At 39.4% G+C, this 25,878-nt stretch carries 20 protein-coding genes; 17 read left to right on the top strand and 3 right to left on the bottom strand.

From position 1 onward, the window contains the following. The first annotated feature begins 210 nt into the window (after positions 1-210). From HMPREF3032_RS06560 to rsmA, 11 genes are all read left to right on the top strand, one after another. Positions 211-1,254 carry a hypothetical protein gene (locus HMPREF3032_RS06560; RefSeq protein WP_009354006.1) on the top strand — a complete coding sequence of 348 codons (1,044 nt, stop codon included), beginning with the start codon at positions 211-213 and terminating at the stop codon, positions 1,252-1,254. Next, on the top strand, positions 1,254-2,099 hold the full coding sequence (locus HMPREF3032_RS06555; RefSeq protein WP_062403249.1) for a PSP1 domain-containing protein: 846 nt from the start codon (positions 1,254-1,256) through the stop codon (positions 2,097-2,099). Before HMPREF3032_RS06560 ends, HMPREF3032_RS06555 begins: the two co-directional genes overlap by 1 nt. Beyond that, complete coding sequence (locus tag HMPREF3032_RS06550) at positions 2,089-2,808, top strand: tRNA1(Val) (adenine(37)-N6)-methyltransferase (protein WP_062403246.1); 720 nt, start codon at positions 2,089-2,091, stop codon at positions 2,806-2,808. Before HMPREF3032_RS06555 ends, HMPREF3032_RS06550 begins: the two co-directional genes overlap by 11 nt. After that, positions 2,801-3,667 carry a 16S rRNA (cytidine(1402)-2'-O)-methyltransferase gene (gene rsmI / locus HMPREF3032_RS06545; protein WP_082717809.1) on the top strand — a complete coding sequence of 289 codons (867 nt, stop codon included), beginning with the start codon at positions 2,801-2,803 and terminating at the stop codon, positions 3,665-3,667. The genes HMPREF3032_RS06550 and rsmI overlap by 8 nt, the downstream gene beginning before the upstream one ends. Continuing rightward, positions 3,660-5,609 carry a methionine--tRNA ligase gene (metG, locus tag HMPREF3032_RS06540; RefSeq protein WP_062403240.1) on the top strand — a complete coding sequence of 650 codons (1,950 nt, stop codon included), beginning with the start codon at positions 3,660-3,662 and terminating at the stop codon, positions 5,607-5,609. The genes rsmI and metG overlap by 8 nt, the downstream gene beginning before the upstream one ends. Continuing rightward, positions 5,609-6,376: a TatD family hydrolase gene (locus HMPREF3032_RS06535; protein ID WP_062403237.1), complete on the top strand. Its 768-nt coding sequence runs from the start codon at positions 5,609-5,611 to the stop codon at positions 6,374-6,376. Before metG ends, HMPREF3032_RS06535 begins: the two co-directional genes overlap by 1 nt. Before the next feature lie 69 nt (positions 6,377-6,445). Then, positions 6,446-8,008, top strand: a complete 1,563-nt coding sequence (locus HMPREF3032_RS06530) for a Ppx/GppA phosphatase family protein (RefSeq protein ID WP_062403234.1) — start codon at positions 6,446-6,448, stop codon at positions 8,006-8,008. A 10-nt stretch (positions 8,009-8,018) separates the two neighbouring features. Further along, positions 8,019-10,139, top strand: coding sequence for a polyphosphate kinase 1 (gene ppk1 / locus HMPREF3032_RS06525; RefSeq protein WP_062403230.1), 2,121 nt, complete (start codon positions 8,019-8,021; stop codon positions 10,137-10,139). Between the two features lie 631 nt (positions 10,140-10,770). Then, positions 10,771-11,421 carry a G5 and 3D domain-containing protein gene (locus HMPREF3032_RS06520; protein ID WP_009372246.1) on the top strand — a complete coding sequence of 217 codons (651 nt, stop codon included), beginning with the start codon at positions 10,771-10,773 and terminating at the stop codon, positions 11,419-11,421. Positions 11,422-11,944: 523 nt separating this feature from the next. Further along, complete coding sequence (gene rnmV / locus HMPREF3032_RS06515; RefSeq protein ID WP_009372195.1) at positions 11,945-12,484, top strand: ribonuclease M5; 540 nt, start codon at positions 11,945-11,947, stop codon at positions 12,482-12,484. A gap of 8 nt (positions 12,485-12,492) precedes the next feature. Beyond that, a complete protein-coding gene (rsmA, locus tag HMPREF3032_RS06510; RefSeq protein WP_062403227.1) occupies positions 12,493-13,356 on the top strand; it encodes a 16S rRNA (adenine(1518)-N(6)/adenine(1519)-N(6))-dimethyltransferase RsmA in 864 nt (287 codons plus the stop codon). 77 nt (positions 13,357-13,433) lie between these two features. Here rsmA and HMPREF3032_RS06505 read toward each other — a convergent pair whose 3' ends face one another. Further along, positions 13,434-14,678: a sodium/glutamate symporter gene (locus tag HMPREF3032_RS06505; protein ID WP_009372238.1), complete on the bottom strand. Its 1,245-nt coding sequence runs from the start codon at positions 14,676-14,678 to the stop codon at positions 13,434-13,436. A gap of 450 nt (positions 14,679-15,128) precedes the next feature. Here HMPREF3032_RS06505 and HMPREF3032_RS06500 point away from each other — a divergent pair, with 450 nt between their 5' ends. Beyond that, complete coding sequence (locus HMPREF3032_RS06500) at positions 15,129-15,965, top strand: polysaccharide deacetylase family protein (RefSeq protein WP_062403224.1); 837 nt, start codon at positions 15,129-15,131, stop codon at positions 15,963-15,965. A 194-nt stretch (positions 15,966-16,159) separates the two neighbouring features. Here the strand turns inward: HMPREF3032_RS06500 and HMPREF3032_RS06495 are convergent, their stop codons facing one another. Beyond that, positions 16,160-17,749: a peptide chain release factor 3 gene (locus HMPREF3032_RS06495; RefSeq protein ID WP_062403221.1), complete on the bottom strand. Its 1,590-nt coding sequence runs from the start codon at positions 17,747-17,749 to the stop codon at positions 16,160-16,162. A 438-nt stretch (positions 17,750-18,187) separates the two neighbouring features. Here HMPREF3032_RS06495 and HMPREF3032_RS06490 point away from each other — a divergent pair, with 438 nt between their 5' ends. Continuing rightward, the gene (locus HMPREF3032_RS06490) at positions 18,188-20,554 is read left to right on the top strand and encodes a DNA topoisomerase 3 (RefSeq protein ID WP_062403218.1); all 2,367 of its coding nucleotides are present in this window, start codon (positions 18,188-18,190) and stop codon (positions 20,552-20,554) included. A 232-nt stretch (positions 20,555-20,786) separates the two neighbouring features. On the opposite strand, the gene HMPREF3032_RS06485 is transcribed toward HMPREF3032_RS06490, so the two are convergent. After that, on the bottom strand, positions 20,787-22,085 hold the full coding sequence (locus tag HMPREF3032_RS06485) for a DEAD/DEAH box helicase (protein ID WP_009372221.1): 1,299 nt from the start codon (positions 22,083-22,085) through the stop codon (positions 20,787-20,789). Positions 22,086-22,540: 455 nt separating this feature from the next. On the opposite strand from HMPREF3032_RS06485, the gene HMPREF3032_RS06480 reads away from it, so the two are divergent. From HMPREF3032_RS06480 to HMPREF3032_RS06465, 4 genes are all read left to right on the top strand, one after another. Next, positions 22,541-22,771 (top strand): FeoA family protein, encoded by a 231-nt coding sequence (locus tag HMPREF3032_RS06480; RefSeq protein ID WP_009372241.1) that lies wholly within the window; start codon positions 22,541-22,543, stop codon positions 22,769-22,771. Positions 22,772-22,785: 14 nt separating this feature from the next. Further along, positions 22,786-25,167, top strand: coding sequence for a ferrous iron transport protein B (gene feoB, locus HMPREF3032_RS06475; protein WP_009372253.1), 2,382 nt, complete (start codon positions 22,786-22,788; stop codon positions 25,165-25,167). Positions 25,168-25,308: 141 nt separating this feature from the next. Next, positions 25,309-25,488 (top strand): FeoB-associated Cys-rich membrane protein, encoded by a 180-nt coding sequence (locus HMPREF3032_RS06470; protein ID WP_127061402.1) that lies wholly within the window; start codon positions 25,309-25,311, stop codon positions 25,486-25,488. A gap of 126 nt (positions 25,489-25,614) precedes the next feature. Next, positions 25,615-25,875, top strand: coding sequence for a DUF6110 family protein (locus HMPREF3032_RS06465; RefSeq protein ID WP_009372239.1), 261 nt, complete (start codon positions 25,615-25,617; stop codon positions 25,873-25,875). The last annotated feature ends 3 nt before the right edge of the window (positions 25,876-25,878 follow it).

Genomic DNA, 25,878 nt, shown 5'->3' with positions numbered 1-25,878 from the left:
AAAATGTGTCGTACCTATTCACTAGTGTGAATAGTATAATCATGGATAGTCTGTTATGGTACGACACACGTTCAAAAAAGGATATGATAGAAACACCACATGGAGTGCAAATATTTTGCTGAAACCATGAGGTGTTTCTTCTTTTATTCGTGTATTTATTGCCATAACATGCTATAATAAAGGGTAGTCTTATGAGGTAAAGGAGGATGTATGTCATTTTTTGAAACTGTACTTGGTCAACACCAAGTGAAAGAACAAATTACTACATTAATCCGAGATTCTGCTTTGCCCCATAGCTTACTGCTCTACGGAGAAACAGGTTTAGAGTCGACATCCATGGCCATCGCCATTGGGTCCCTATTAGTGGGACGTCAGATTTTTTCTCCTGATGAAGGACGAACTTTTTTATCCACTATAGAGCAACAACGCATTGAGTCTGGTGAAAGTGAGAGCGCAGTCAAAGATAAAGGATTGCCAATCTATATTGATCAAGGTCAAGCCTTTTGGATTCGCCCTATGAAAACACAGCTCAGTGTGGAACAATGGTATACCTTATTAGAGAAGTATATCAATGTATCTAGTGATACACCGCGGGTGGTTATCGTAGAAGGTTTTCAGACAGCCAATACTGTCTTAGCGAATGCGATGCTAAAAACGATTGAAGAACCACCACGGAATATGCATTTTATCATTATCACTACCAATATTGACAATGTACTACCCACCATCGTGTCAAGATGTATGCTCATTGGTATGCAACCAGTGCCAGAAGAGGAATTGGTGCAATCCTTAACTAAAGAAGGGTATACAGGAGATATTCGACGTGCTGTGCGAAGTGCTCGTGGAAATCCAACATTAGCTCGTCAGTGGGCGCAGGCTGGTGGTATTGAAAGTTTAGAAAAGGCTATGGAAGTACTAGAATGCGTAGTAGAAAGAAGTCATTTCTTTACTACCTTAGCTCTATCCTTTGAGGGACTTTCAAAAGAAGTGGTACTCGATATATTGAGCTGGTTACGTGTGTTAGCAAGAGATATGTTAGCCTTGCGGTATGGTACAGAGAGTGAAAAGATGATATTAAGTGAATATCAATTCCGAATGCAAATGATTTTACCACGATGGTCATCAAAATCTTTGCAACGAATTGTGCCTATTACATTAGAAGCAGAACAGGCGTTGCGCCTTAATGTGCGCTTAGGCCTTGTTATAGATGGAGTTATATTAGCCTTAAGGGAGGCTGTGAAGGAGGATATATAGTGGTTACTATAGTAGGAGTACGCTTTAAAAAAGCTGGCAAAATCTACTACTTTAGCCCAGGGTTTGTAACCCTTACGACAGGAGATGGTGTCATAGTAGAAACCTCTCGTGGTTTGGAATTTGGGGAAGTCGTAATTGGGCCACGGAAAGTATCGAAAGATAGCGTGGTGCAACCGCTGAAAGAAGTGACGCGTAAAGCCACGCCAAAAGATTTTAAACAAGTGGAGAAAAATAGAGAGCGAGAAGAAAAAGCTTTTGAGATTGGACTAGAAAAAATCGCTTATCGTGGATTGCCTATGAAATTAATCAATGTGGAATACACATTTGATATGAATAAAATTGTATTTTTCTTTACTGCAGAAGGTCGAATTGACTTCCGAGAATTAGTAAAAGATTTGGCCAATGTATTCCGTACGCGCATTGAATTGCGACAGGTTGGTGTGCGCGATGAAGCAAAAGTATTAAATGGAATTGGTGCTTGTGGACGTCCATTATGTTGTGCTAATTTCTTAGGCGATTTTGCGTCTGTATCTATTCGTATGGCGAAAGATCAAAATTTGAGCTTAAATCCAACAAAAATTTCTGGCATTTGTGGTCGCTTGATGTGTTGTTTGAACTATGAAAATGACTCCTACCTAAAAGGAGGAGACTTGTATTCGCAAAAAGCAAAACAACCAGCTCCTGTAGCAGAGCCACCTGGTATCGGCAAAGAAGTAGTCACCGATGAAGGGTTAGGAAAAGTCTTAAAAATCAATACTATGAAAAAGACAGTAAAAGTACAATTAGAAGCGGGACGAACTATCGACTTACATTGGTCGGAAGTGGCATTACCGGATGAAGAGTAATATTACAGTCACAGAATTGCTTCTGAGTGGGTTTCAGTTGTTTCAGGATGAAGGAGAATTTAAGTTTTCCATTGATGCTATTTTGCTCGCTCATTTTGGAGAGGCAAAATCCAATAAGCACTATTTAGAATTAGGTACAGGCACAGGAGTGATTCCTCATGTATTGTACCATCGTGGAGCTCGTCATGTGGTCGGTGTAGATTGTAATTCCTCTGTGATTGAGTTAGCTCAGAAAAGTGTGATTCATAATGATATTGCAGATGCTGTATCTATGGTGGACCTAGATTACATGACCGATGCTGGCAAACTGTATTATGGTCAGTTTGATGGTATCTACATGAATCCGCCCTATTTTGAATCGAATAGTGGACTTCTATCACAAGAAGAAAGTGTAGCATTAGCCTTACATGAACAACAATATTCTATGAAAGATAGATTGCTACAAGCCCAACGATATTTAAAATTTGGCGGCACACTGTGGATGATTTATACAACCCCACGATTAGAATCCTTATTGAGTGCTGTAGAACAGACTCAATTTAGGGTAAAACGAATGCGCTTTATTCATGGTAATCAAGATAAAGTGAGCAAGTTAGTATTACTAGAATTAAAATATGGTGGAAAACTAGGTATGATGGTGGAACCACCTTTATATATTTGCGAAGTAGATGGTTCCTATTCAGATGAGGTACAAGCATATTATGAGTAGTCATAAAGGGACATTATTTTTAATTCCCACACCCATTGGGAACTTAGAAGATATGACCTATCGGGCTGTGCGTACATTACAAGAAGTAGATGTGGTAGCAGCGGAAGATACGCGTCATACAGGAGTATTATTACAACATTTTAATATTGCTAAGCCTATGGTTTCCTATCATGAACACAATAAAGCGGAGAAGGGGGATGACCTCATCCAGCGTTTATTGGATGGTCAATCCATCGGTTTAGTCAGTGATGCGGGGATGCCTGCTATTTCTGATCCCGGTGAAGATTTGGTGAAAGAGGCTATCGATGTGGGGATACCCATTGTTCCTTTACCAGGTGCGAATGCGGGTTTAACGGCGCTTATCGCATCGGGGCAAAATACGAAGGAATTTCACTTCATAGGGTTTCTGCCGAAACGAAAGCAGAATGTAAAAGAGGTGTTATCACGGATTGCTACCTACGAAGGAACGCTGATTTTCTATGAAGCTCCTCATCGTATAGAAGAAACTATCCAAAACTTATATGAAGGACTGGGGAATCGCCCTATCACAGTAGGTCGTGAACTGACGAAAAAGTTTGAAACTTTTACACGAACTACCTTGCTAGCCTTACGAAATGATTTCAGTCAAATCGTAGAAAAAGGGGAATTTGTCCTTTTGGTGGGTGGCAAGGAGACTGTGACAGATGAAATAAAGGTGGAGGAAGTAGTGCTTTCACCACTAGAGGCAGCCTTAGCCTTAATTGAAGAAGGGGTGCAAAAAAAAGAGGCGGCCCGTCAAATTGCAAAAGAGCGTGGCCTTTCACGGCGCGATATATATAATGAAATTGAATGGTATAGTAAGGAGAGAACAGATGACTAAGAAGCCGTATTATATTACGACACCAATTTATTATCCAAGTGCGAAATTACATATTGGGCATACATACTGTACGTCCATTGCTGATACAATTGCTCGTTTTAAACGTAGAGCGGGGTATGATGTGCGATTTTTGACAGGCTCTGATGAGCATGGTCAAAAAATCCAACGTATGGCGGAATCGATGGGCATTACTCCTTTAGAGTACACGACGCAAATTGTTGATGGATTTAAACATTTGTGGGAAAAATTGAATATTTCTCATGATGATTTTATTAGAACTACAGATGAAAGACATATCAAATATTGCCAACATTTATTCCAAAAAGCATTCGATAATGGAGATATTTACAAATCTTCATACGAAGGTTTATACTGCGTACCATGCGAAACATTCTGGCCAGAATCTAAATTAGGTCCAGAAAAAACATGTCCTGATTGCGGTCGTCCATTAGAAGTAGTACAAGAAGAGAGTTATTTCTTCCGCATGAATAAATACGCTGATCAATGGTTCAAATTTATAGAAGAGAATCCTGATTTTATTCAACCAGAATCTCGTCGTAATGAGATGATTCAATTCGTGAAACAAGGCCTAGAAGATTTGGCAGTATCTCGTACTAGCTTTAACTGGGGCATTCCAGTACCATTTGATGAAAAACATGTTATGTACGTATGGTTTGATGCGTTGATTAACTATATTTCTGCTTTAAACCCATTGGATGAAAACAGTGATTTATTTGAAACGTACTGGCCCGCAGATTTGCATTTAGTAGGGAAAGAAATTGTTCGTTTCCATACGATCATTTGGCCGATTATGCTCATGAGTCTTGGCTTGCCATTGCCGAAAAAAGTATATGGTCATGGCTGGCTTGTAGTCGATGGTACAAAAATGAGTAAATCCTTGGGTAATGTAATCGACCCAATTCCATTGATTGATACTTACGGTTCTGATGCATTGCGCTATTTCTTGGTGAATGAAGTACATTTAGGCAATGATGGTAATTTCAGCTTGCCTAACTTTATTACGAAAATCAATGCAGACTTGTCCAATGACCTAGGCAACTTGTTGAATCGTACCGTAGCGATGATTGAAAAATATCATGGTGGTATTATTACAAAACATGCGCCAACAGAAGATGTTGACAAGGATTTAATTGCTCTAGCTGAGCAAACAGTAAAAGACTACGAACAATTGATGGAAGATATGCAGTACAACAAAGCCTTTAAAGCTGTGTGGGCTTTCATTGGTCGTACGAATAAATATATTGATGAAACGATGCCTTGGGTACTCGCAAAAGGGGCTAACGAAGGCGATGCAGAGCGCTTAGAAGCTGTGATGTATCATTTGGCAGAATCCTTGCGTATTATCGCTGTCTTAGTGGATCCAGTGATTCCAACAGGGGCTCCTAAAATTTGGGAACAACTTGGTTTACAAGGGTTTGCACAAGCTATGCTAGATGATGTGCGCACATTTGGTGCACTTCCAACAGGTACAAAAGTAGTAAAAGGAGATCCAATCTACCCACGTTTTGAAATTCCTGAAATGGTAGAAGTAGTTCCAGGAACTGCAGAAGAATCCACTGAGGAAGTGGTAGATACTAGCAATATTCCACCGATTAAAGAGGCCATCGAATATGATGATTTTGCAAAATTAGATTTACGGGTAGCGAAAGTATTGACTTGCGAAGCTGTAAAAAAATCTAAAAAATTGTTGTTGTTTACCTTAGATTTAGGTATTGAAACACGCACCGTAGTGAGTGGTATCTCTCAATTCTACAAACCAGAAGACTTAATTGGTAAAAAAGTGATTTATTTGGCAAACTTAGCGCCGAAAAAAATCATGGGCCATATGTCAGAAGGTATGATTTTATCCGCTTCTAATGAAGAGGATCAATTAGAAGTAACGAATATTGAATCCTTAACTCCAGGAAGTGTGGTGAGATAATGCGATTGTTTGATACACATGCGCATATCAATGATGAACGATTTGATAATGATCGGGAACAGATGATTCAAGACTGTTTTGACCAAGGCGTAGAGTATATTATGTGCCCTGCTGTGGATCGTCAAACAGCAGAGTCTGCCATTGCTTTGGCTGAACAGTATGACCGTGTCTATGCAGCGGTAGGTGTGCATCCACATGAATCTAAAGATGCCACAGAAGAAGACTATGCATGGTTTAAACAAATGGCGTCCCATCCTAAAGTAAAAGCCATTGGCGAAATCGGTTTAGACTATTACTATGATTTTTCCGATAGAGATGTGCAAGCAGAGTCTTTCAAACGCCAATTAGCCATTGCGAGAGAAGTGGATTTACCGATTATTATCCATGATCGTGATGCGCACGGGGCTATTCGAGATATGCTAATAGAACATGGGAAAGGCAATTATGGGGTCTTCCATTGTTTTTCTACCAGTTTAGAAATGGCAAAAGAATTTATTAAAATGGGCTATTATATTTCCTTTGCCGGACCTGTAGTATTCCCTAAATCTACGAATCTAAAAGAAGTAGCGAAGCACATTCCATTGGACCGTTTGCTCATCGAAACAGATTCCCCCTATTTGACGCCACCTCCATTTAGAGGGCGTCGCAATGATCCATCTAAAACACAATTTGTGGCTCAAGAAATTGCACAATTGCGTGGTATGGATGTAGAAGAACTAGCTGCTATTGCCTTAGAGAATGGTAAGCGTTGTTTTGGTATTGAGTAATATAGAATGAGAAAGGCACTTTCACAGTAGCATATACGGAAAGTGCCTTTCTGTGTACATAGGAGACCTATGAAACGAGTAGCATTAATAGATTTAGGATCAAACTCAGTACGGTTTGTCATTTCAGAAATTACAGATTCAGGCAGTTATCGCTTGGTATATCAACAGAAGGAGTCCATTCGCCTCAGTGAGGGTATGTGGACTCATCAAATGTTGACAAAACCTGCTATGGAACGCGCCATTAAAACCTTGAAAGCCTTGTCGCATATGGCAAAGGCTATGGGAGTTACAGAGATTCAAGGTATTGCTACAGCGGCTGTGCGATTGGCCACAAATGGTAATAGCTTTATTCGTCGTGTATATGCAGAAACAGGGATTCCTTTACGTGCCATTAGTGGAGAGGAAGAGGCATATTTAGGATTTTTAGGTGTTGTCAATACCATAGGATTAGATGATTTTATTGTATTTGACCTTGGTGGAGCTAGTATAGAAATTAGCTTAATTGAAAATCGACAATTAAAAAAATCTGTTAGCCTTCCTATGGGGGCTCTTGTGATGACAGGACAATTTAAATCGGGTCATGAGTTTACAAGTGCCGAATACGAAGCTATGGTGCGTTATATCCAAGAGGTATTGCATCGTGAAAGTTGGTTGAAACATGCCAAATTACCTCTTATTGGAATTGGAGGGACAGCCCGAAATATTGCCAAAATGGACCAACGGGAGAAAAATTATCCCATCCCTAAACTGCACAATTACAAGGTAAAAAAAGCGGCTATGGAGGCTTTGTTTCATCGGGTGAAAGAAACACCGTGGGAGGAACGGAAAAAGATTTCTGGGTTATCTGCAGAACGGGCTGATATCATCGTAGCAGGTATGGCCATTATTATAGAATTGATGGAGCATACAAGGGCATCGTCTATGATTGTCAGCGGTTGTGGCTTGCGGGAAGGGCTATTCTTTCAGTATTATGGAGCCAACTATTCAGCAGAGAAGTATGGGCTACCATGTCTTCAAAAAAATGGCGTTGTAGATGATATTGTGACCCACTCTACTTTAAATGTACTGCGTTCTTTCACGCCTCACGATGTGGACCATTCCTTATATATTGCGAAACTGGCAAAACAGATTTATAAACAATGGAAAGAACTAATGCCAGAAGGAGAGCGCTTAAAATTAATCTTGAAAGTAGCTTCTTTGCTCCATGATTTAGGAAAACAAATCAACTATTACAGCCATGCAAGACATAGTGCATATATGATTATTAATAGTAATCTCTATGGATTATCTCATCGAGAGCAATTACTCAGTGCTTTTATTGCATCCTATTCCCATGGAGCAAACAGTAAATTTATTAAGCAGTCTCCGTATCTCTCCGTACTAAAAGAAGGGGATCGAGAGATGATACAAAAATTGTCCTTTCCCTTAGCCTTAGCAGAAGCTTTTGAAGAAAGTCATGAACGTACCATACGTTCCTTTCAAACGTATATTACAGATAAACAAATAGATATGCATGTTGAGGTGAAAGAATTAAGCCATATTTCTATGATGGAGATGGCTATCGAAAAATTAAAAAAGCAGTGTAAGAAAGAATTTAAACGTGAATTAGTGATACATTGGAAAGTTCGTTAGGAGTGATACTATGAAAGACTTTGATAATCCAAAGTATTATTTTAATCGTGAATTGTCTTGGCTGAAGTTCAACCAACGAGTCTTGCAAGAATCTATCGACAGAAGTAATCCACTCATGGAAAAACTACGATTTCTAACCATTGGCAGCTCTAATCTAGATGAATTTTTTATGATTCGCGTATCTGGACTGCGTCATCAAGAGCAGAGTGACATTATTAAATACGATGCCGCCCATATGGATGCCAAAGCACAATTAAAAGCCATCAGTGAGGCTACAAAAAAATTAGTATCCTTGCAATATATGTACTTTCACGATATTCTAAAACGATTACAAAAAGAAGGGTTACACTTTGTCAAAGTAAAAGATTTGAAAGAAAGTGAATTACATTGGTTATACCAATATTTTCGTACGCATATCTTTCCAGTCGTTACGCCATTAGCTGTGGATGCAAGCCATCCCTTTCCATTCTTGGTGAATAAAACATTAAACTCGGTGGTGAAGATTCACCCCATCCATGATAAAGACCAAGAGAAGATGGCTATTTTGCCAATTCCCTCTGTATTGAATCGAATTATTGAAGTACCGAATACTGTGCATCGTCACTTCGTTATGTTAGAAGATGTCATCAACTATTATTGTGAAGATTTCTTTGTGGGTCATCATATCGATTCCTTTACCACCTTCCGTGTCACACGTGATGCGGATTTAGACATCGAAGAAGAAGCAACGGATTTATTGCGGGAAATTGAAAAATCTCTTCGACGGCGTCGTCGTGGTGAAGTGGTACGTGTGGAAGTATGTGAACATTACGATCCACAGTTATTGGAATTTGTTTTGCAAGGATTGCAGGCAAAAAAAGAGGCCGTTTATATAGCAGAAGGAATCTTAGACATAGCCTCTTTTGGCGAGTTTTGCAATTTACCTGGCTACGACCATTTGCGATATCCTGCGTTTACACGGCGAGAACTTCCTTGCGTAATGGAGCGAGGGACTTCAGCTATCTTTGATTATATCCGTGAAAAAGATAGACTCTTGCACCATCCATTTGATTCTTTTTCCGTGGTGGAAGAGTTTGTAGCTAGAGCAGCTGTAGATCCTGATGTACTGGCTATCAAGCAAACCTTGTATCGTGTCAGTGGGGATTCTCCTATCGTAGCAGCTTTGGTGAAGGCAGCAGAACTGGGCAAACAAGTTACCGTGTTGATGGAAGTTAAAGCTCGCTTTGATGAAGAAAATAATATTATTATGGCACGGCGTTTAGAAAAAGCTGGCTGTCATGTTATTTATGGCTTAAGAGGGCTTAAGACGCATTCTAAAATTACTATGGTGGTCCGTAAAGAAGGCGATGTACTACGCCGATATATGCATTTTGCTACAGGCAATTATAATGGGAAGACTGCTAAATATTATACAGACTGTGGCTTATTGACCTGTCGTGAGTCCTATGCAGATGATAGTTCCCTATTCTTTAATACCATCTCTGGATATGCAGAATCACAGCAGTGGCAGCATCTTATTGTAGCTCCATTGACTTTGCGATCGTCTTTAATGGATTTGATTGAGGGAGAAATACGTGCCGTAGAACAAGGTAAGGGCGGGCATATCATTGCAAAGATGAACTCTTTACTAGATAAAGAAATCATTGCTAAGTTATACGAAGCTTCTTGTAAAGGGGTCAAGATTGATCTCATCGTTCGTGGTATATGTACCCTTAGACCGGGGATTGAGGGGGTTAGTGACAATATTACTGTGCGATCCATTGTGGGGCGATTCTTAGAACATCATCGTATTTTATATTTTAAGAATCATAGCGAGAGTCCTTATTATATTTCTAGTGCTGATTGGATGCCACGGAATTTAAATGATCGAGTGGAATTAATGGTTCCTGTAGAAGATATAGCTTTACAGAAAGAATTACAACACATTTTAGAAGTTTACTTAGCGGATAATCAAAAAGCCCATGTCATGCGAGCTGATGGTTCTTATCGTAAGGTCATTGCTAAAGAAGATAAGGTATGTGCCCAACTTTCATTTCTGAATCCTAAGGATATGGAGACAACAGAAGGTATAGCCGCATTAGGCGTGTGGGAGCCAATTTTAGAATTTGACAGTACTGATCATGCTAAGTAAAGGCATAGGACTGGAAATACTTTGCAGCATATTAGATATAAGTATATACCATGTTTTAAAAGATTATGAAAGGTACTCAAAGGATGTCTATATGCGTGAAAATGTAGTGAATAAATAGTCCATGATAGCAGTAAAATAAGATATAATTGATGAAATTAGCTATAAATAACACGATTCGTGAAATTTATGGCTAATTTTTTTAAATGTACTATGGACAAATTATGATTTTTAGGAATGGGGTATTACTAAAATGCGTATCATATCAATTTTGCATTATCAATAGAACAGGGCTATTTTAAAAATACAATATATACAATCTAATCATAGATTGTATGCTATATGATGCTTATGGATATAGTTATACACATACTTTCTGATGGGTGTCAGTTAAGAGTCTATTATATGTTAAAACTATAGATAATTCAGTAATTATCAAAATGAGAATATTTGAGCATAATTAATAGCTGAATTAATCAAAATAAAATGTCTTTATACAGTGGACTAAAAATGAAGAGAGAATTCATTTTTAAATAAATAATATACTAAAAAATGGCTTTAATAGGCGTTTTTGGAGCGTATGTTTGACTTTATATATCCATCTATGGTAGAATGCCAACCATGGAGGTAATAGATGACAAATCAATTAATACAGAAAAAGCAAAAAGCAGTGCTTATGCTCACACTGTTACTAGTAGTCTTTGTTACAGTCTCAGGCTTTATGTGGAATCATGGATTCCAAACTACGAAGATAGAAACACGAACAGTAGAAGTGCCAGTAGTGGTACAATATGAACGAGTAGATACTTTACCAAAAGGTGAAGAAAAAGTTTTACAAGAAGGTACAGTAGGACTTGATGAAGTGGAAGAAGAAATTCACTATAAGCAAGGCGATGTGATAGACACAAAAGAATTACAACGTAAAACGATTACTCCAATGCAACCAAAAGTGGTTCAAGTAGGTACTCGAGAAGTAGAAGTCTCACGTTCTTATGATCGTGTGAGAGAAGTCATTACCATGGAAGCTACAGCATACTTGCCAACAGATGGTGGTGGAGATGGTATTACTGCCACAGGTATTCGTGCTCGTCATGGAGTAGTAGCTGTAGATCCTAATGTGATTCCTTTAGGAACACGAGTATATATACCTGGATATGGTGAGGCCATTGCTGCCGATACAGGTGGAGACATTGTTGGGAATCGTATTGATGTAGTGTTAGAAGACTATGGATCTGCCATGCAATTTGGACGACGCACAGTAGATGTGTATATCCTCTCTTCTTAGTCTATGTATCTATGGCGTTTTGTTTTTAACTTTATATTGATAGAAGAGCACGGCACATTCCTTCACAAACGGCACTATAGAATGAATTATTACTTGCAACGATATTCTGTCTTGTGACAGTTTGTGGATAAATGAATAAAGGATAGACCGCAATACACCCCCTCAGAAACGGTATTTCATAATGTTTCTTCGGAGGTATATTGCGGTCTTTTGAATATAGATTTATAAAGATAAAGAGTCACAAGACACTCCGTTTATAACTATATTTTTCAGGGGTATACTTAATGGTTGTGTTGCAAGTATCTATGTAGAGTAACGTATGCCGTGTTCTTCTATAGTTTAAAATTTTAGTGGTGAGGAACGCCATAGACTACTACGTCTAATTGCGTTCGTCTCGGAGGAGCGTTATTTGGCAATTTTGGGCTATGTGTGGTTTGTTGTTAGGTGTAGTATGATTTGTTAGAGCATGCCATAGGTTTCGATGTATGGTATAATAATAGAATATTATATTGTGGAGGAGCTTATGTTAAAACAGGTCTTGGTGGTTGAGGGAAAATCAGATATTCAACGGGTGCAACAAGCCTTAGAGGTGGAGTGTATTGCTACGGAAGGGTTTAATTTGCGTAAGCCTGTGCTCAGTCGGATTAAGGATGCCTATGAAAAGAGAGGGATCATTATTCTGACGGACCCAGATTATGCAGGTGAACGGATTCGTCGTTTTTTGACGAAGCGATTCCCTTTGGCTCAGCATGCCTTTGTACCACGTGAAGAAGCCTATGCCAATGATGATATTGGGATTGAGCAGGCAAGCCCTGAATCCATCCGTAAGGCCTTAGAAGTGCTTCACATAGAATCTATGGAATCTTCAGAGTTGTTTACGATGCAAGATTTAGTACAACATGATTTGAGTGGAGGCCCTAGCAGTGCTGCTATGAGGGCTCGTATAGGTGCTAAGCTGGGTATAGGCTATGGGAATGGGAAGCAGTTTTTGTATCGATTAAATCATTACGGTATTAGCCGTGAAGCCTTTTTGAAGGCACTTTCAGAAGAAGAAATACAGTAGGAGAATACATGATAGAATCAGTCATTGCAAGTCCAGAGGTTGTGCATTATATATGTAAACGTTTTGGCATTCAAATGAGTAAAAAATTAGGGCAAAACTTTTTGATTAAGCGCACTGTGGTGGATAAGATTGTGCAGGCTGCGGAATTAGAAGTAGGCGATGCAGTGTTAGAGGTAGGTCCTGGGATTGGTACCTTAACGCAAGGTTTGGCACAAAGTGGGGCTAACGTTACCTCTGTAGAGCTAGATAGACGTTTGTTAGAGGTCTTAGACACGACCTTAGAGGCATACGATAATGTACGCATCATTCATGGGGATGTTTTAAAAGTCAATATCCCAGAATTAATGGATCATAAACCGTTCAAGGTAGTAGCGAACTTACCATACTATATTACGACACCAATTATTATGTCTTTGCTGGAATCTAAATTACCTATTGAACGATTAGTGGTAATGGTGCAAAAAGAAGTGGCAGAGCGTATGATTGCTAAGCCAGGTACAAAAATGTATGGCGCTTTATCAGTAGCGGTGCAATATTACACAGACCCATATATTGTCATGGATGTGCCACCTAAGGCGTTTTTACCGGCTCCTGAGGTGACTAGTGCCGTGATTTGTTGTCCATTGCGCAGTGAACCACCTGTGAAAGTCCATAGTGAAGCGTATTTCTTCCGTGCTGTGAAAGCAGGCTTTGCACAACGGCGTAAGACGTTCAGCAACACAATGAAGACCACTGGATTGAGTAAAGAAGCCATCGAAGCTATTTTGGCAAAAGCTAATATTGATGGATCACGTCGTGGAGAGACATTCACATTAGATGAATTTGCTCTCATCGGCAATGCTTGGTATGAATTGGAGCAAAGGAATACATAAGTACAATATTAAAAAAGGATTCCACAACAGAGGTTGTAGAATCCTTTTTCGTTTAGGGTAGTATATGGAAACATTGATTAAATCAATTTTGCCATAAATGTGATTAAGAATGCGTTAGTAAAGTCGATGAGGAAGGCACCTACTAAGGATACGACTAACCATGCTTTTGGAGATGGGCCGTATTTAGAAGCCAAGGACAACATGTTTACTAAAGCATTTGGTGTAGCACCTAGACCGAAACCAATAGCACCAGCACCTAACATAACGGAATCGTAGTTGCGTTTGAACAACCAGTAGATTAAGTATGCGAAGATAGTAATCAACACCATTTGTGCAGCTAGGATTGCCATTAATGGTAATGCTAAATCTACTAATTGTGCTAATTTCAAGCTATTGATGGCCATTGTAACGAAGATACTTAAGGAAACATTAGAAACAGCATCTAGTGCAGCACTGTTGATTGTAATATGACCAGTGAAGTCAGCATAATTTCGGATACATGCACCGACGATCATTGCCCCGATGTAAGCTGGTAATGGACCAAATACGGAAGATAGAAGGGCACTCACAAGTGTACCGAGACCAAGAGAAATACCTACGAAAGCAATGACATGCATCAAGGAATGTAAGTCGAATAATTTACTTTCACTATCGGATTCATTAATATCAATACCGTCAGCTTCTAATAATTCAGGATGATCCACTGGAGTAGGGACATTGTGCATTTTGATGATACGGTCACCTACAGGAGCACCTAATAATGTACCAGCCACCATACCGAAGGTAGCGGCTGCTATAGCAGCGGAAGCTACGCCAGGGATACCTGTTAATTCTTCAAAGTGAGGACCGAAGGCACCTGCTGTACCAAGACCGCCCATCATAGAAACGGAACCAGCCATAATACCAAAGATTGGCTCAATACCCATTGCTTTCGCAATTAAGATGCCAGCGCCATTTTGGAAGACAATCCAGATAGTACACACAATCCAGAAGAAGATAATAGCGACGCCACCTTTTTTAAGTACGTTTAGACTTGCCATAAGACCGATAGTGGTAAAGAAAGCCAACATTAAGAATGATTGCAAAGCACCATCGAAGGTAATGTTTACAATTTTATAATAAGATAAGAATGCACATAAGAATGCAAATGGTAAACCACCTACGGCTGGTGCAGGCATGCTCACACGCTGTAAAAATGGAGAATGTTTTTTGATAAATTCCCCTAAATACAATGTGACAATAGCTAATGCCACCGTTTGAATCATGGACAGTTTTAATGTCCAGATTCCATTGACTAGACTCAAGTCGATAAGACCTTTCATAGTACAACCCCCTTTGGAATAAGAAGCACATTAGATAAAACTTATGTCTTTATCATAGCATGAAATAGGGGTGTTCGTCATAGTGATTTTTGGCACTATAGTGCTTTGTATGCGCTCTTTTCATAGATAGTAAATACAATAGAAAATAGATTAATTGTAAACAATGACAGTATAAATTCTATAGAATGTAGAGAAATAAGTAGATAGTGGCATATAGATAATAATGCATGATGTATACATACCAATATTATAATGAAAAAAAATCATAAAATTAATGCAAAAAAAGTATAATAATAAAAGGAAATATGATGAATAATTCTATTACTATATGTCAAACTTATGAAAAATAACTGATAAGTTTAGCGAAGTGTGGTACTATAATAAGGATAGATTTACATCGCTATTTTAATTTTTATGTATTAAGTAAAGTTACTGACACGTGAGGTTAATGTGAAACGAATTATTTTAGGTATACTAGGGCTAATTGTGGTCATCGGTATATATTTAGGAATACAGTATCAGCGATCTTGGGATTACAAAGCTGTAGGTGTACCAGTTTTAAATTATCATCGAATCGATACAGGTATACGTCATTCTTTGGTGGTTCCCCCAGAAGAGTTTAAGAAACAAATGCAATATCTCCATGATGAGGGATATCATACAATTACTATGGATGAGTTATATGATTACATGACAAAGGGAACGGAATTACCTGATAAACCAGTTCTCATTACATTTGATGATGGCTATATTGATAACTATAAGTACGCATTCCCTATTTTAAAAGAATACAATATGAAAGCTACCTTGTTTATGATTACTAGTGCATTTGGTGAAAGTCGCTTTGTCAATGTAGAACAGTTGAAAGAAATGCAAGCTAATGGAATCGATATCCAAAGCCATACGGTGAATCATAAAGACTTGCGAAGTATGTCCCTAGACCAAGCACGTGATGAATTGATTGGCTCAAAAGCGGTGTTAGAAGATCGTATGAAGCATCCTGTTCGTTACATTGCGTATCCAGGTGGGTTTTCCAATAAAGATATAGATAGGATAGCAGAAGAAAGTGGGTATCGTATGGCTTTTACAGTACAAGCAGGGAATGTAGAGCCAGGACAGAATCTATTTAATTTGCCACGACAAGCTGTATTCTTCAATGACACACCATTTCAAAACTTTTGGGTTCGCCTTCATTATCCATGGGAAAATGCTTTTATGTGGCGTATTCATGATAAATTGTTAGAATGGAATTTAAAAGGATTAGCAGATTTGGAACCGTTGTTTTAGGAATATTTCCAGATACTGAAATGACATACAACTAGGAAGAATACATAATATATAACACATATATGGATCAAATTAAAACCGCCTAGATGATACAAGATAGTATCGCCTAGGCGGTTTTTATGTTTACTATACATGGGGTTGAACAAATAAGAACAACCACATCGATAGGAATACGATTTTAGTTGTATTCGTACTTATGCTTCTATTTTAGGGGTATGTAAGAAGGTAACATCTGGATTACGCTCTACAACCCAACCCATTTGCCATTCATTGGAGATTAGAACGACAAGACGACCACGATTATCTTTTACGATCATGGCATTGTCCATACCTTTTAAGCTGTTTACATCTACTTCACCATCGATCCAACGGGCTACGCCATATGGTAAGGAGTTGTTCACAAGATCAACGCCGTATTCGTGTTTCAAGCGATATTGTAATACTTCAAATTGAAGCATACCTACAGCACCTACCACGAAAGAATCCATAGAGTAGAGCGGTTCAAAGATTTGTACAGCCCCTTCTTGCGCTAATTGAGTCATACCTTTTAGGAATTGTTTCCGTTTCATAGAATCTTTTGGTGTCACACGAGCAAAAAATTCTGGAGGGAACACAGGGAAGTCACTGAATGTCACTTTGTGATTGGATGCACATAAGCTATCACCTACACCCATAGTACCTGCATCGAAGACACCAATGATGTCCCCTGGATAGGCTTCATCAATGATAGTGCGCTCTGTGGCTAAGAATTGCTGTGGTTGAGATAAGCGTAAGGTTTTACCAGATTGTTGGTGAAGTACATTCATGCCTTTTTCAAACTTACCAGAACAAATGCGCATGAATACAATGCGGTCATGATGGTTCGGATTCATGTTGGCTTGGATCTTAAAAACGAAGGCAGAGAAATCTTCAGACGTAGGTTCTACCGTTTCCTCACGGGCTACACGTGGGGCTGGCATAGGAGCTAACTCCAAGAATTTTTCAAGGAATGGTTTAACCCCAAAGTTTGTCATCGCAGAACCGAAGAACATAGGTGTTAATTCACCAGCTTTTACTTTGTCTAAATCAAAAGCATCACCAGCCACGTCGAGAAGTTCAATGTCATCGATTAAGGATTGATGCACCTCTTCTCCTAATAGCTCACGGAATGCTGGGTCGTGCACATCGCCTTTGGTGGAAGCTAGCTTTTTTTGACCATGGGATTCGTCTTTTTCAAATAATTCTACAGTATTCGTTTCCCGGTCATATACCCCTTGATACTCGCCGTTGATGCCCACAGGCCAGTTCATAGGAACCGCACGAATGCCAAGAGAGTTTTCAATTTCTTCCATCAAGTCAAATGGATTGCGTCCGAAATGGTCAATCTTGTTGACGAAGGTAAAAATAGGAATGCCACGTTCTTTACAAACGGCGAATAGTTTTTTCGTCTGCGCTTCCACACCTTTTGCTACGTCGATCAACATGACAGCGCTATCTGCTGCCATTAAGGTGCGGTAGGTATCTTCAGAGAAGTCTTGGTGACCAGGCGTATCTAGGATGTTCACACGATGACCATCGTAATCGAATTGCAATACAGAACTCGTCACAGAGATACCACGTTGCTTTTCAATTTCCATCCAGTCAGATACGGCATATTTTTGTGTTTTTCTAGATTTAACAGACCCTGCCAAGTGGATAGCACCACCGTATAGCAAAAGCTTTTCCGTCAATGTTGTTTTACCCGCATCTGGGTGAGAAATGATGGCGAACGTACGGCGCCGAGTTACTTCTTCTAAAAATGTCATAATTCACCTCTATAAATACATGTGTATGTTATATACTTTCATATCTTTAAAATTATATACTATTTGAACCCTCCCTGTATAGGATATGATACTGAAAGTTGAAAAACGGCGGATATGGTTATGAATAAGATAAGTCATAGGTTTGTAAAATTCTGTGCAAAAGTAGCACTGATAGGAAATTTTAAAGGAGTATGAAAGATAGCGAGAGAAGTATGAGGTTAGAAAGTATTGTGGTTTAAAATGAGAGCTCCTACATTATCAGTATTATATGATCTGAGTAATGGGGGAGTAAATTTTTCTAAATGGAAGTTAAGAAATGGAGGTCTGTTTAATTATTTAGCTCATTCGTAGTATAATGAAAGTTAATGTAGAGAAGATTTATTATAGAATAATGTAATACATGAGTAGTAAACAGTAATGGATAGGAAAAGGGAGCATATGCGTTTATTTATTGCGGAAAAGCCTAGCGTAGGGCGAGAGTTAAGCCAAGTGTTGCCCGATTCACAGAATGCTAAGCGACATGATGGGTATATCGTACAAGGTGATGATGTGATTACTTGGGCCTTTGGTCATATGCTAGAACAAGTAGAGCCAGGTGAGTATGATGAGAAATATAAATTTTGGAGATTTGAATCCTTGCCAATTTTGCCCACCTCTTGGAAATTAAAAATTAAATCATCGAGTGCTAAGCAGTTTAAGGTTATTAGTGATTTAATCAAAAAAGCAACGACCATTGTGAATGCAGGTGACCCAGATAGAGAAGGGCAATTGTTGATAGACGAAATGCTCGATTATTTGGGTAACACTAAGCCAGTAGAGCGTATTCTACTGAATGCGTTAGATGAAAAATCTATGCGTTACGCTTTAGAGCATATGCAGGATAATAAGAAATATCAACCTTTAAAAGATTCTGCCTTAGCGCGATCCCGTGCGGATTGGTTGATGGGGATGAATTTATCTCGGGCCTATACGTTAGAGCAACAGCATTTAGGAAACAAAGTGACCTTTCCGATTGGTCGTGTGAAAACACCAACTTTGGCACTGGTGGTACGGAGAGAACGTGAGCTACAAAACTTTGTGCCTGTAGAATATTACGTGTTGCAAGTACAATATGGTCATGAAAAGGGAGCCTTTTGGGCCACTTGGAAACCGAAAGATACGCAGCAAGGATTGGACCCTGATGGGCATATGCTGGATCAGACTATTCTTAATGACTTGCGTGACCGTTTGATGCAATCCCCAGAAGGTACAGTTTCTTTAGTGGAAAAGAAAAAGAAAAAGGAAGGACAACGGTTGCCTTTTTCCTTATCATCACTACAAATTGTGGCGGGTAAGCTATATAACTATACGCCACAGGAAGTATTGGACATCGCACAGAAACTATATGAGAAGAAATATACATCCTATCCCCGTTCAGACTGTGAATATTTGCCAGTGAACCAACTTTCAGATGGAAAAGCAATCCTGTCAAATTTGGTCAACATGGGACATAAGGAATTAGCTGCATGGGCAAAGGATAGTAATCCTGCTATTAAAAGCCGTGCCTGGAATGATAGTAAGGTTACGGCCCATCATGCCATTATTCCGACCACTGTACGTTGCCCACTGCATACCTTATCCAAAGGGGAGCAAAATATTTATTTCCTCATTGCGCAAGCCTATATAGCACAATTTTACCAAGAGCATGTATATGAGCATACTCGTATCGAAGTGACGCACCAAGAGGAACTGTTTACCACAACGGGACGTGTCGTTATAGATTTGGGATGGAAAGCATTATATAAAAAGGTAAAATCCACGGAAGAATCAGAAGAAAATCAAGAGGATGAAGAAAAGTCATTGCCCCCTGTACGTAAAGGGGATGCTGTAACAGCGAAGGATAGCAAGGTGGACCAACGGAAAACAAAGCCACCAAGCCGCTTTACTTCAGCAACCTTGGTGCAGGCAATGAAGGAAATTCACAAATATGTAAAAGATGAAGAGTTAAAAAAACAATTAAAAGATGTATCCGGTATCGGCACAGAGGCGACACGGGCCACGATTATTGATGATTTAATCCACAATAAGAAAAACCCTTTCCTTAAAGAAGAAGGAAAAAAGAAAATTTTAATTCCTACAGAGTCTGCCTATACCTTGGTAGATGCATTGCCAGATTCCTTACTGTACCCTGATGCGACGGCCCAGTGGGAAGAGCGCTTAGCAAAAATGAGCGAAGGAACTGAACGGATTGATGTGTTTTTAGAAGACCAAACAAAATTTGTTGTACAACTGATTGAGGATGTAAAACGACGGGTAGGAAATACAGCTAAGATAGCAATGCCTAAGTCGGAGACAGGTGGCAAAAGAACGGGACCGAACCGTAACCCTTCCATAGCGCAACAAACAGGACGATCTTGTCCTAAGTGTAAAACAGGGGAGTTGCTCCTACGGAAAGGAAAGTTTGGAGAGTTTTATGGATGTTCTGGGTTCCCAACATGCAAATACACGGAAAATGTATCATCACCAAAGGAAAATGTATCAGGAGCTAGGGAATCAAGAGTTACCGAGGGAAACACATCATCAACGGCTAAAGTGTCGATGCCGCAAAGACCTAGGGAAGAGATAATACCTCCCATACCATTGTCGGATGGAAAAGTATTGGATGATACTCATAAGGAATACACATGCCCACGATGTAAAAAGGGATACCTTATACAGTATGAATCACAACTTGAACCAGTTTGGAAATGTAGCGAAGGTCAAGCTTGTAGAACTACTTGTGCCGACGTAGAGGGGAAACCTGCTATTTATGCAAATCGGAAGTAAGTACAGGTGCTCGGCATAGTGGGGATAGCAATAAAAGGGGAGCCATTTTGCTGATTAGAATATAAAAAATAGAGGAAAGTTGATACTTTTGGTTCAACTTTCCTCTATTTTTTATGTAGGCTATTTTGTTACCCTCCCTTGTATTGGGGCTGTTTAGCTATAGCCTTTTTTGTAATATACTGTTAAGCAACGGACACCCCTCTTAGAAGAGCTGCCTATCGATACCAGAAACTTATCGTTTACCTCGACCACGATTGCTAGAGCCACTAGATTTTGCACGGCGTACCCGTGTGTTGGCACCTTTATGACCACGAGCTTTGTGAGCTTTTGCTTTTGTTGCTTGATAGGTACTTTTAATTTTAGGTTTCTTGCTAGCAGTTTCCTTCTTAGGAGCTAAGCCAGATCCTTTTGTTTTCACTTGTCCATCCTTGGTGTATTTTGTCAAAGTAGCTTGGATGGATCGTTCGATGCGGCGTACCCAAATTTCTTCAGCTGGCGTAGCAAAGGTTACGGCAACACCAGTGGAGCCAGCACGACCAGTACGGCCGATGCGATGGATGTAGTAATCCATGTCGTGCGGTACATCAAAGTTGTATACGTGGCTAACACCTTCAATATCGATACCACGAGCGGCAATGTCGGTAGCTACTAAAATAGGGGGATTGCCTTTAGCAAATTCTTTCAAGACTTGCGTACGACGGCCCTGTGTCATATCTCCATGAATTTCACCAAGCTCTACACCTTTGCGAGCTAAATCGTAGGCGAGTTTGATAGCTCCCTCTTTGGTGTTACAGAATACGATAGCTAGATATGGATTATCTGCTTCTAGCATCGCCACAAGGCGATTCACTTTGTCCTGTTCTTCCATCATGTATACTTTTTGTTCAATCGTATCGAGGGTAATATTTTCCCCTTGGATAGTGACGGACGTCGGTTTTTGCATATAGGCTTTTGCCAAATTACGAATCTTGTCAGGGATGGTGGCAGAGAACATTAATAGTTGACGTTTACCGTTAGTGCCACTAATAAGCTTTTCTATATCTGGTAAGAATCCCATATGAAGCATTTGGTCCGCTTCGTCCAACACAACACGGCGGATGGAGTTCAAGTGTAACGTACCACGATTGACGTGATCCAGCAAACGGCCAGGTGTACCGATGATGACATGAGGACGGCGACCTAGCTTTTGCAATTGGCCTTCGATCGTTCTGCCTCCAATCAGGGGTAATACGTCTACTCCTAAGATAGCGCCTAAGTGACGTGCTTCCTCTGCAATTTGTTGGATTAACTCACGTGTAGGGGCGATGATAAGGGCTTGCTCCTGTTGCACATCTACGTGGATGCGTTGCAATAGTGGTAACAAGAATGCCAGCGTTTTGCCTGTCCCTGTTTGGGCTTTGGCGATTACATCTTGTCCTTTGAAGATGAGGGGAATCGATTTTTCTTGGATCGGCGTTGGTTCTTTCACGCCCACCTTTTGTAATGCTTGTATCAGTTCAGGCACGATGCCTAAGGATTGAAATGATTTCATAATGTATCTCCGTTTCTAAATGACTTAATAGTATTATTATATCATATTTCTAGCTAGGTGGACCTGTGAAAGTTCTTTCACATAGTGATGTAATGCCATGGAATAGATGGTTTAGTTGTGAAGGAAAGGGTATTAGCTCCAAATAGGTATTCTTTATAAGTATTTATAGAATCATTTTTAGTTATAGATAATGAGAAATATATACCTTACATATCATTATTAATTAAAAAGAAAAAATTGAGAATAATAAAAAGGCATGATTAATATACTCTTGATAAATAGATTGTTTGCACAAAATGCACTTGATAAAAATAGATTTATAATTTCACAAAACGATAAAAATAAAACGAGATTCATTATTGATAATATTTTATAATGTGCTATAATATAAGTATTACTCATATAATTATATATGATAGGTTTGGTTGTTATGTTTTGTATGTAGGAGGTGTACTATGGTTAAGAAATTATCCGAGATGAAGCCCGGTGAAGTTGGTACTGTTGTAGCTATCAATGGATTTGGCAACATTAAGAATCGCTTGGTGGACATGGGTGTTGTACCAGGAACGGCTGTGCGCGTTATGAAGTATGCGCCATTAGCAGACCCAGTGGAAATCAAAGTGAAAAACTTCGAATTATCACTACGCGTAAGTGAAGCACAAATGATCGAAATTGAAGTCCAATAAGGAGAATTGCTAAGATGGCAGACAACACACATACCAAGATTCAGGTTGCTTTAGCGGGTAACCCTAACTGTGGTAAAACAAGTATTTTTAACAATATGACGGGATCCCGTCAACACGTAGGTAACTACGCAGGTGTTACAGTAGAGAAAAAAGTTGGGGAGACGAAAATTGATGGTCATGACATTGAAATCATCGACTTACCAGGTACATACTCCTTAACAGCACGTTCTCTCGATGAATTGGCAGCACGTAACGTTATCATCAATGAAAATCCAGAATTGATTGCCAATGTAGTAGATGCGTCCAATCTAGAACGTAACCTATACTTAACAGCACAATTAATTGAACTAGAACAACCATTGCTACTTGTTTTGAACATGGTAGACGTGGCAAAAGAAATGGGTTTAAAGTTCAATAATAAAAAATTAGAAGAATTAACAGGTTCCACAGTAGTAGAAACTATCGGCCGTGTTAATAAAGGTACAGAAGATGCGCTACGTGGCATCGTGAAAGTATCTAAAGAACGCAAAATCCCTAATGTTCGCGTTAACTATGGCGAAGTATTAGAGCCAGCTATCGCAGAATTAGAAGCAGAAGTAGCAAAACTTGACACTGGTCGTTATCCACATCGTTGGGTAGCTATCAAATTGTTAGAACAAGATACAGATATCTTAGAAAAAGTACAAGAATTAGACAAATCTGGTGCCGTGTTGAGCAAAGCAGAAGCATTGCGTACAGAATTGAATAAATCTGTAGACATGGATATCGTGTTCCAAGAATACCGTCACCGTTTTGCAGTAGACGTATTCAACGGCGTACTAGAAGTAGTACCTGAGCATAAAGATACCAAATCCGACAACATCGATAAAATCTTAACGAATCGTTGGTTAGGGATTCCTATCTTCTTATGCATCATGTGGGTTATGTTCTACTTAGTTATCAACATAGCGGAATATCCTAAAGGATGGTTGGAAGACGCATTCAAATTGTTAACAGACTTTATCGGAGCTAACATGGATGACGGCTTGTTAAAATCCCTGCTTAACGATGGTATCATCGGTGGTGTAGGGGCTGTTATTAGCTTTATCCCACACATCGTTCTATTATTCGTATCTATTTCCTTCTTAGAAGATACTGGTTACATGGCTCGTGCGGCATTCGTTATCGACCGTGTGATGCGTGGTGTAGGTTTACATGGTAAATCTTTCATCCCTATGTTATTGGGCTTTGGTTGTAACGTGCCATCCATCATGGGTGCTCGTATCCTTGACAACCCAAGAGACCGTATGATTACGATCTTAGTATCTCCATTTATGAGTTGTAGTGCTCGTTTACCAGTATATACATTATTAGCATCAGCATTCTTCCCACCAGAAGATGCACCAACGATCTTGTTAGGTATCTATACATTGGGTATCGTCGTAGCTGTTGTAACTGCAAAAGTACTTCGTACGTATGTATTTAAAGGTGAAGCAGAACCATTCGTAATGGAAATGCCTCCATACCATATGCCAACACTTCGTTCTGTAGGCATTCATATGTGGGAACGTTCCGTGATGTACCTTAAAAAAGCAGGTACATTCATCTTGGCATCATCCATCCTTATTTGGTTCTTAACATCCTTCCCACAAGATGTAGAATACTCTCAAGACTATGATGCAGCTCGTGAACAAGTGACAATGACACATGCTCAGATGGCAGATGAGATTTTAGTGAATGCTATGTTGGTAACAGAAGAACAACAAGCAGAGGCGAATGATATCTTAGGTCAAATGCTTGCCTTAGACGAAGAGCATAAAGATGACCCGCCAGCTGAAGAGGAAGAAGCTACAGCAGCAGAAGAAGCAACTCAAGAAGAAGCTGTAGAAGAACCTGCATACTTTGAAGAATTAAAAGCTGAAGAGTTATATCCAGTGGCTTGGGCTTTATATGCAAACCATAAAGCAGAAGAAGATGAAATCAAAGAATTAGATCTTCAACAAGGTAAAGAAAAAATTGAACAATCCTATGCAGCCGAATTAGGACGTTTTATTCAACCTATAATGGAACCACTTGGATTTAACTGGCGTATAAACATTGCCGTAATAGCCGCAGTAGCAGCGAAAGAAGTAATGGTAAGTACATTAGGTACTATTTACGCGATCGAAGCAAGTGAAGATGACTCCACATCCTTAGAAGAATTCTTGGCTAATGATCCAGACTTCAACCCAGCCATCGGTTTAGCTTTGATGGTATTTGCCTTGTTATACTTACCATGCTTGGCGACTATGGCTGTATTAAAACGTGAAACTGACTCCTGGAAATGGTTCGGTGCCGTATTTGCTTACACTAGTATCCTAGCTTGGGTGGGTGCGTACATTGCAGTTCACTTAGGACGTGCTTTAGGTTTGGGCTAATCAATATTGATAGTAAACAAACAATATAATTGAGATTGAGAAAAGTTTTATTTCAAAAATTCATTGATATTATGAGGTTTGTTGTATTTGCAAAATAATTTTCAAAAAGTACTTGAAAATGAGAAAGAGATGGTGTATACTATGGATAGTGTTATTGTATATGCAATTGGTTTACTAGCTGTTCTCTATGTTGCATACCGAGTATATAAAAGCGCAACACATGACGGCGGCGGATGCGGCTGTGGTGGCTCTAAAGACTCTGGAGCTGGTTGTGGCGGTTGTGGTTGCGGTGGTGGCCACGAAGAACAGGTAGAAAAGTAACTGATTCGATACCATAAGTTTGGTAAGAGGGACTCCGATAACACGGGCCCCTCTTATCTTTATAATTATTAATTTTATTATATTATCATGTATTAATGTGACAGAGTTCACAGAAAGGAACTAACAATGTTCAACGTAAAAAAAGAAACTTTAAGAGATGCTAATGTATTCGCAGCTGGTTTGGCTTTAGGCACAGTAGGTGTAAAAGTATTAACTTCCAAAGATGCTCGCAAAGTATACGCTAATGTAGTAGCAGCAGGTCTTCGTGCAAAAGACAGCATCTTAAAAACTACTGAAAAATTACAAGCTTCCACAGACAGCATTTTAGCTGAAGCACAAGAAATCAACGATACTCGTGATGAAGAAGTATTAACAGAAGGAAAATAATCC

Source organism: Veillonella sp. DNF00869, assembly GCF_001553345.1.
Classification (GTDB): Bacteria; Bacillota; Negativicutes; order Veillonellales; family Veillonellaceae; genus F0422.
This window is presented reverse-complemented; position numbering and strand designations above follow the sequence as displayed.